The organism is Streptomyces sp. B15, from assembly GCF_018070605.1.
Taxonomy (GTDB): Bacteria; Actinomycetota; Actinomycetes; order Streptomycetales; family Streptomycetaceae; genus Streptomyces; species Streptomyces smyrnaeus.
The window spans coordinates 1-7,515 of the sequence record NZ_JAGPXJ010000169.1 but is presented as its reverse complement, the minus strand read 5'-3'; the positions used below and the strand labels follow the sequence as shown (position 1 = coordinate 7,515).

The following is a 7,515-nucleotide window of genomic DNA, read 5'->3' as shown; positions in this document are numbered from 1 at the left end:
CGTACAGCCCCGCGAAGCCGCTGCCCGCCGGGGCCGGGCCTCCCCCGACCGCGACCAGGCCGACCCCGCCGGCTCCCGCCAGACCGCCGGGTCCCCCGCCGAGCCCCGCCAGCCGGGTGGCGTAGTCGGTGACCTCTCCGAACGGCCGCCCCGTCAGCGGGTCGATCCAGCGCCCGGAGACGGGATCGAACTCCCGCCCGGTCGCCGGATCGACCAGGAAGCCGGTGTTGGGGCTGCGGACCCAGCCCGCGAAGTCACCGCCGTCGACGCCGACGACCGAGGAATAGGGGTAGGCGTCGGTACCGATGGCTGCCCCGTTGGCGGCGAGGTGGGTGGGAGCGTCGGTGGTGCCGCCCGCGGTGGCCGCGGAACCGCCTCCCGCGCCCACCGGGCCCGCACCGCCCCCCGGCACCCCGCCACCCGCCGCGGCACCCACCTCCGGCGCCGGGGGCGCGTTGCCGCCGATGACCTCGCCGAAGACGGCGACGAGCGTGTCCCGTTCGCCCTCGGCTTCCCTGCACAGTTCCTCGATCCGGGAGCCGTGCATCGCCAGGGCCTTGTCGGCCTGGAGCGTGACCGCCCCGTTCCCTCCCGAAGTGGCGTCCTGTTCCTTGCCCGCACGGGCCTCCACCTCGTTCTGGTACTCCAGCAGGAGGCTCTGGGCCCGCTCGGCGGCCATGGACGACGCCTCTCCCGCGTTCTGGAGCTGGCGGCTCACGGACATGGCCAGTGCGGCCGCGCCATCGCCCCAGCCGCCGACGCCGCCCAACCGGTCGGCCAGCTCGACCAGTCCGATACCGGGCTCGGCGGCGGTCTCGGCGGCAATGCCGTTGAGGCTGTCGCTGCTCCCGGTCGCGGCACCGGCCAGCGCCATCCACGCACCCGCCGCGGCCTTCATGGCGTAGTCGTTGGCACTGAGGATCACATCGATCGTCTTGTGGAAGTCGTCGGCCACGGCGGCTCACTCCAGCTCGTACTGATCACCGCCGTGCGCACGCGCGGCGGCAGCGGCCATACTGTTCTGCAGGGCGGCCTCTTCGTCGGTCATGTCCGCGATATCCGCCACCGTGCCCGCGTTGCCGACGATGTTCTCCACCGAGATCCCGGCCCGCTCCAACTCCTCGAGCAGGCCGCGGGCCGCGCCGCGCAGCGCTTCCTCGGCTTCCGCCCCGTTCGGTACCTTGCCGAAGACCCCGGCGGGCGAGGCGATACCGAGAAAGGTCGCCTTCAGCAATCCGAGACCTTCCAGCTCCGAGAGGCGAGCCTGCGTGTTGCGCGAGGCGTCGGCGTTGTAGTCCTCGGTGTCACCCGTCCCCTCCATGGCTCTGGTCTCCCTCCCCCGTTTTCCTTTCCGTGCTCGCGGCGGGCGGCGTGCGCGGTCACATGCTGGCGGCCCGGCGCATCGCTGCCCCGCCCTCGGCGGCGATGTCGCGGGTGTTGCCCACCGCCACGTTCTGCAGGCCCAGGTCGTCGACGTAACGCTCGACGTTCTGCTTGTACTGCTCGTTGCGGTCACTCAGGACCATCGCGAGCCCCTGGTCGATCTGGCCCTCCGGAAAGAGCGCCGCGATCCTGGTCATCACATCGCCCCAGATGGCGTTGCACTCCTCGACCTGCTGCCGGCCGATGCTCTGCACGTCGCCGAGCCCCAGGTCGCTGAACTGGTAGTGGCCGTCCGTCCCCATGTGCCCTCTCTCCCCTTTCGTCGCCCCTGTCGTGGTCGTGCCGCCGCCCGAGCCCTGGTCGCCGTCGGCTTCCCGCCGAGTCGGCCGCTTCGCCCGTCAGGCCCGCATACCGCTCTGCACGCCCGAGGCCACACCGCCGCCCGCCGCGTGCTGCATCGCCTGATTGGCCCGGTCGTCCGTCTCGTGCCCGTGCTCGCCGGTCAGGTTGAGGTCGCTCTTGAGCCCCTCCAGCGCGTCGCTCAACGCCGTGCCGGCACCCGCGAGGTTGCTGTAGCTGTCCATCGCGGTGGCGGTTCCGCTGCCCTTGTACGCCATGGCGATCTGCTCCCCCTGGCTGCCGACCGTCTTGGCCGACGTACGCATCCGCTCGAAGGCGTCGTCGACGATGCCCTCGATCCCCTTGACCGCCTCTGTGCTGATGTTGACGTCGTAGTCACCGGACATGCCGCTCCCCGTGCTCACCGGAACCCGTCTGCAAGGACGTTCCCGACGCTATGGGTCGGCGGTAGCAGCTGCGTAGCACTCGCGTAGCGCCGCCGCGCCACGTCGGGCCTGCCGGTGCCCTGGTCGACATGGAGCGGCAGGAGCCGGACTGTTCGCCGCCCTCGGCCCCGTCGTCGCCCGGGGCGCCCTGGTGCTGCCACGACGGGCAGCGCGGACAGACTGTGAGTAGAATGCCGCATATGTCCGCTATGACCGGTCGGACGAGAAACGTCTTCGTGCTGGGCCTCGACGAGCGCAACCGCGCGCTGCTGCACGACGTTGCGCTCCGGGACGGGTGCCGTTTCCACGCGCTGCTCGGCCGGGAGGAGCTGATGCACGGCGCGCCGGTGCCGCTGCGCGGCCTGCTGGAGAAGGCGGAGAGCAGGCTGGACGCCTTCGACGGGCCGATCGACGCGATCGTGGGCTACTGGGACTTCCCGGTGAGCTCGATGGTGCCGATCCTGTGCCGACGCCACGGCCTGCCGTCCGCCCCACTGGAGGCGGTCGTCAAGTGCGAGCACAAGTTCTGGAGCAGGCAGGAGCAGCAGAAGGTCTGCGACGCGCACCCGCCCTTCGCCCTGGTGGACCTCGACGACCCGGAGCCGCCGCCGGGGGTGGGCTTCCCGATGTGGCTCAAACCGGTGAAGTCCTACTCCTCCGAGCTGGCGTTCGAGGCGGAGAACGTCCAGCAGTTCGCCGAAGCGGCCGGGCGGATCCGGGAGGGCGTCAGCAGGGTCGGAAGCGCGTTCGACTGCGTGCTTTCGATGGTGGACCTTCCGCCGGAGGTGGCCGAGGCGGGTGGCCAGGCATGCCTGGCCGAGGAGGAGATCTGCGGCCACGAGATCACGGTGGAGGGCTACTGCCGGGACGGCAAGGTCCAGGTGTACGGGGTGATCGACTCCCTGCTGTATCCCGGCACGTCGAGCTTCCTGCGGTACCAGTACCCGTCCTCGGCGCCGGCCGAGGTCATCGAGCGGATGATCGATGTCACCGACCGGGTCGTGCGGCAGATCGGCCTGGACAATTCGACGTTCAACATCGAGTACTTCTGGGACCGGGAACGCGACCGCATCAACATCGTGGAGGTCAACCCGAGACTGTCCCAGTCGCACGCGCCCCTGTTCGAGTACGTGGACGGCCTGCCCAACTACCAGTGCATGCTCAGCCTCGCGCTCGGCGAGGAGCCCCGGCTGCCGTTCCGCGAAGGCCCGTACAGCGTCGCCGCGAAGTGGTTCCTGCGGCGGTTCTCCGACGCGTACGTGCGACGGTGCCCGAGCCGGGACGAGATCTTGCGGGTGCGGCGCGAGATGCCCGGCACCATCGTCGACGTCGTCGCGAAGGCGGGCGGCCGGCTGTCCGAGCTGCCCTCGCAGGACAGCTACAGCTACGAACTGGCGGCGCTCTACCTCGGGGCCGGCGACGAGAGCGAGCTCGACGCGAAGTACCGGCGCTGCCTGGAACTGCTGCCGTTCGAATTCGACGAGTAGGAGAGCCGCATGCGGGCTGCGGAAATGAAGGAGGTCAGCTCCTCACCCCACGCCATCAAGGAGGAGGAGCACGTCTGGATCACGACCCGTGACGGTACGCGGCTGGCCGCGCGGGTCTGGCGGCCGCTCGCCTCCGACACCGAGCCGGTCCCGGCGATCCTGGAGTTCATCCCCTACCGCAAGCGCGATCTGACCGCCCTGCGGGACTCGATCAACCACCCCTATCTGGCCGGGCACGGTTACGCGTGTGTACGGGCGGACCTGCGGGGCAGCGGGGACTCCGAGGGCCTGCTCGCCGACGAGTATCTCGAACAGGAGTTCGAGGATGGTGAGGACATCCTCGCCTGGATGGCCGAACAGCCCTGGTGCAACGGCCGCACCGGGATGATGGGCATCTCCTGGGGCGGCTTCAACGCTCTCCAGCTCGCCGCGCGCCGCCCCCCGGGGCTCGGTGCGGTGGCCGCGCTCAGCTACAGCGACGACCGCTACGCCGACGACGTGCACTACATGGGCGGGTGCCTGCTCAGCGACAATCTCTCCTGGGCCTCCACCATGTTCGCCTACACCTCGTGCCCACCGGACCCCCAGGTGGTCGGCTCCCGGTGGCGGGAGATGTGGTACGAGCGGCTGGACGGGATGAGCCCGTGGCTGGCCGAGTGGCTGAACCACCAGCGGCGCGACGCGTACTGGCAGCACGGTTCCGTCTGCGAGGACTACTCCGACATCGCCTGCCCGGTGCTCGCCGTGAGCGGCTGGGCCGACGGCTACTCCAACGCCGTCTTCCGGCTGATGGAGCGGCTGAAGGTGCCCCGCCGGGGGCTGATCGGCCCGTGGTCGCACAAGTACCCGCACCTCGGCGTGCCCGGCCCCGCCATCGGCTTTCTGCAGGAGCTCGTGCGCTGGTGGGACCACTGGCTCAAGGACGAGGACAACGGCGTGATGGACGAGCCGATGCTGTGCACGTGGATGCAGGAGAGCGTGCCGCCGTCCACCTCCTACGACCAGCGCCCCGGACGCTGGGTGGGAGAACCCGCGTGGCTCTCGCCGCATGTGCAACGGGTCCGGTATCCACTGGGCGACCACCGGATCGGACAGCCCGGCGAACCGCTCGACTCACCGCCGCTGAGCGTGGAATCGCCGCTCTCGGTGGGGCAGTTCGCCGGAAAATGGTGCTCCTACAACGCGCCCCCCGACCTGCCCTACGACCAGCGCGAGGAGGACGGCGGCGCGTTGGTCTTCGAGAGCGAGCCGCTGACCGAGCGCTGCGAGATCCTCGGCGGGCCGGTGCTGCACGCGACGTTGGAGGTGGACCGCCCGGTGGCGATGATCGCGGTCCGGCTCTCGGACGTCGCCCTGGACGGACGTGCGACGCGGGTGACGTACGGGCTGCTCAATCTCAACCACCGCAACGGGCACGCCGAGCCCGAAGCTCTCGTACCCGGGGAGCGCTACCGCGTGCGCGTCCAGCTCAACGGCGTGGCCCAGGCGTTCCCGGCCGGCCACCGGATCCGGGCCGCGCTGTCGACCTCGTACTGGCCGCTGGCGTGGCCGCCACCGGAGCCGGTGCGGCTGACCGTGCATCCGTCCGAGAGCGAGCTGGAACTGCCCATCCGCTCGATGACCGACCCCGACGAGCTGCCGACACCGCACTTCGGAGAGCCCGAGGGCGCGCCACCGCTGTCGAGCAAGGTGATCCGGCCGGGTGAGCAGCGCTGGACGGTCTCACGCGATCTGGTCGAGTACGGCTCGGCGCTGGAGGTCGTCAAGGATCTCGGCGTCATGTACATGGAGGACATCGATCTGCGGGTGACCCGCCGCGCCTTCGAACGCTACAGCTGGACCGGAGACGACTTCGGATCGGTGCGCGGCGAGATCGAGTGGGTGATGGGCTTCGCCCGCGACGACTGGGACGTGCACACCACCACCCGCACCGTGCTGACCTCCGACGCCGCGCACTTCCATCTGCACGCCACCATGGACGCCTACGAGGACAACCGCCGGGTGCGGTCCCGCAACTGGGAATGGACCATCCCTCGCGACCACGTATGACGACGCCGCCGACTCGGGCCGGTCGCCGTTGGACGTACCGCCGGTGCCCCGCGGCGCGAGGACCGTCCCCGGCCCCCGCGGCGGCCGTCGGGCTCAGCCGCTGACCGCCGGCTCGGGCACCGCCACCGACCGCGCCACCGGCTCCGGCAGCAGGTCGGGGCTCTCCGGCTCGCCCAGCCGCCGCAGGAAGGTCAGGATGCCGGCGTAGCCCTGCGCCCACGAGTAGGGCGCGTCCCTGGTGTGGGCGTTGGCCACGAGGGCCGGCGCGTCGTCCGGGCCGTGGCTGCGCCGGATCAGGTGGCGGGCGGCCTCATGGGCGGCGTCCAGCCAGCGCTCGTCCCCCGAGTCCACCGCCAGGTCCAGCAGAACCGAGCCCACTCCGGCGGTGCCGCAGCACTGGCCGAGCGTACTGAGCCGGGTCAGCCACGGCAGGCAGCCGCCGGTGGCGGTCTCGGCGGCCCGTCGGAAGGCGGGCTCGTCGAAGACCAGCCAGGCGTGGCGCAGCACCCGGGCGAGACCGCCGATCCCCCGGCACCAGGAGACCGTCATCTGGGAGGCGGAGGGTGCCTCGGCGGCAGCCACCAGGTCCGGGACCAGGGCGGCCAGCCGCTGGGCCCGCCGCCTACCGGTCCGCAGCAGCCCCTGGTCACCGGTGCGGGCGGCGAGCAGCAGCAGGAAGTCGGTGACGCCCAGATACCCGTGCGCGTAGCCGAAGGCGGTCTCCCGCCCCAGTTCGCCGGCCACATGGGCGGGCAGGTCGGCCAGGTCCGCTCGCTCCAGCAGCGGCTCGGCGAGGGCCGCCGCCGCCTGCAGCGCTTCCAGATCACCGAGGTCGGCCAGCAGGAGCCTGCCCAGGCCGACGCCTGCGTGGCCGGAGACGGCATCGAAGTCGACGGCTTTCAGGACCTCCGGAGCCTCCGAAGCCTCCGGAGAGGAAGGCGCCTGGCTGCGGGTGACGGCGGGCAGGACGGGGCCGGTCGGCACCTCCACTCCCGCGTGGCGGGCGGCGGCGAGGAACACCTCGGTGCCGGTGCGCCCGGAGAACAGGCCCTCGGCGGTGGGGACGGTGGCCAGACTGTGGTGGGCGTGCCCGGCCAGGCTCCGCAGCAGCTCCGGCACGCCCGGCCGGTGGCGGTGGTGCAGCAGTTCCAGCCCGATACCCGCGCTGCCGGTGTACAAACTGGCGTCGACGGCGGGGAAGTCCGCGGCCTCACCGCCCAGGTGGTACTCCCCCGCTTCCGCCACCAGCAGCTCCAGCACCCGGTCCGCCAGGTCGGCCATCCGGTCCGGGGTGGCGGCCGGTGGTGGCGCAACGCGGTGCTCGGTGCCGGCACGCGTACGCCACCTCCCGGAGACGAGGTCGGCGAGCCCCCGGGCGGAGCGTTCCGGCTCGCGTGCGAGAAGGTCGCCGACCACCGCGAGAAGGCCGGGCCGACGCCCGCCGTGCACGGCGTCGAGGCACTGCAGCGTACGGGTGCGGGCGAGGGCTGACGACGCCTCTCCGGTGACGGGGGGCAGCCCGGTGGCGGCGAAGGCGAGGACCATGCCGAGCGCGTAATGGTCGTCGACCACCGAGGGCTCCTGGCTGCGGTCGAGTTGTTCCCTGGGGGCGTAGCCCGGTGTACCACCCGGCAGGTGGACGCCGTCGAGCGCCGAGATGCCGAAGTCGATGAGGTGGGCACGCCCGGTGCCGTCCAGGACGATGTTGCGGGGCGTCACGTCCCGCATGACCACGCCCTTGGCGTGCAGCGCGCGGAGCGTGGTGGCGAGTTCGCGTGCGAGGCGGGTGACGACGAGACCTTCACCCGCCT

General features: G+C 71.6%; 7 protein-coding genes. 2 read left to right on the top strand and 5 right to left on the bottom strand.

What is annotated here, in order from left to right:
* From KBY19_RS35195 to KBY19_RS35180, 4 genes are all read right to left on the bottom strand, one after another.
* A partial coding sequence (locus KBY19_RS35195; protein WP_210967455.1) for a hypothetical protein occupies positions 1-955 on the bottom strand: 955 nt, incomplete at its 3' end.
* A gap of 6 nt (positions 956-961) precedes the next feature.
* Positions 962-1,321 (bottom strand): hypothetical protein, encoded by a 360-nt coding sequence (locus KBY19_RS35190; protein WP_099885129.1) that lies wholly within the window; start codon positions 1,319-1,321, stop codon positions 962-964.
* Positions 1,322-1,379: 58 nt separating this feature from the next.
* Positions 1,380-1,685, bottom strand: a complete 306-nt coding sequence (locus tag KBY19_RS35185) for a hypothetical protein (protein ID WP_099885128.1) — start codon at positions 1,683-1,685, stop codon at positions 1,380-1,382.
* A 96-nt stretch (positions 1,686-1,781) separates the two neighbouring features.
* The gene (locus KBY19_RS35180) at positions 1,782-2,129 is read right to left on the bottom strand and encodes an aliphatic sulfonate ABC transporter substrate-binding protein (protein WP_185018453.1); all 348 of its coding nucleotides are present in this window, start codon (positions 2,127-2,129) and stop codon (positions 1,782-1,784) included.
* 239 nt (positions 2,130-2,368) lie between these two features.
* On the opposite strand from KBY19_RS35180, the gene KBY19_RS35175 reads away from it, so the two are divergent.
* Together KBY19_RS35175 and KBY19_RS35170 are read left to right on the top strand one after the other, a co-directional pair.
* Positions 2,369-3,655, top strand: a complete 1,287-nt coding sequence (locus KBY19_RS35175; protein ID WP_247691735.1) for an acetyl-CoA carboxylase biotin carboxylase subunit family protein — start codon at positions 2,369-2,371, stop codon at positions 3,653-3,655.
* A 24-nt stretch (positions 3,656-3,679) separates the two neighbouring features.
* The gene (locus tag KBY19_RS35170; protein WP_099885125.1) at positions 3,680-5,704 is read left to right on the top strand and encodes a CocE/NonD family hydrolase; all 2,025 of its coding nucleotides are present in this window, start codon (positions 3,680-3,682) and stop codon (positions 5,702-5,704) included.
* A gap of 93 nt (positions 5,705-5,797) precedes the next feature.
* Here the strand turns inward: KBY19_RS35170 and KBY19_RS35165 are convergent.
* Positions 5,798-7,515: lanthionine synthetase LanC family protein (locus tag KBY19_RS35165; RefSeq protein ID WP_282107157.1), on the bottom strand; the 1,718-nt coding region annotated here is incomplete at its 5' end.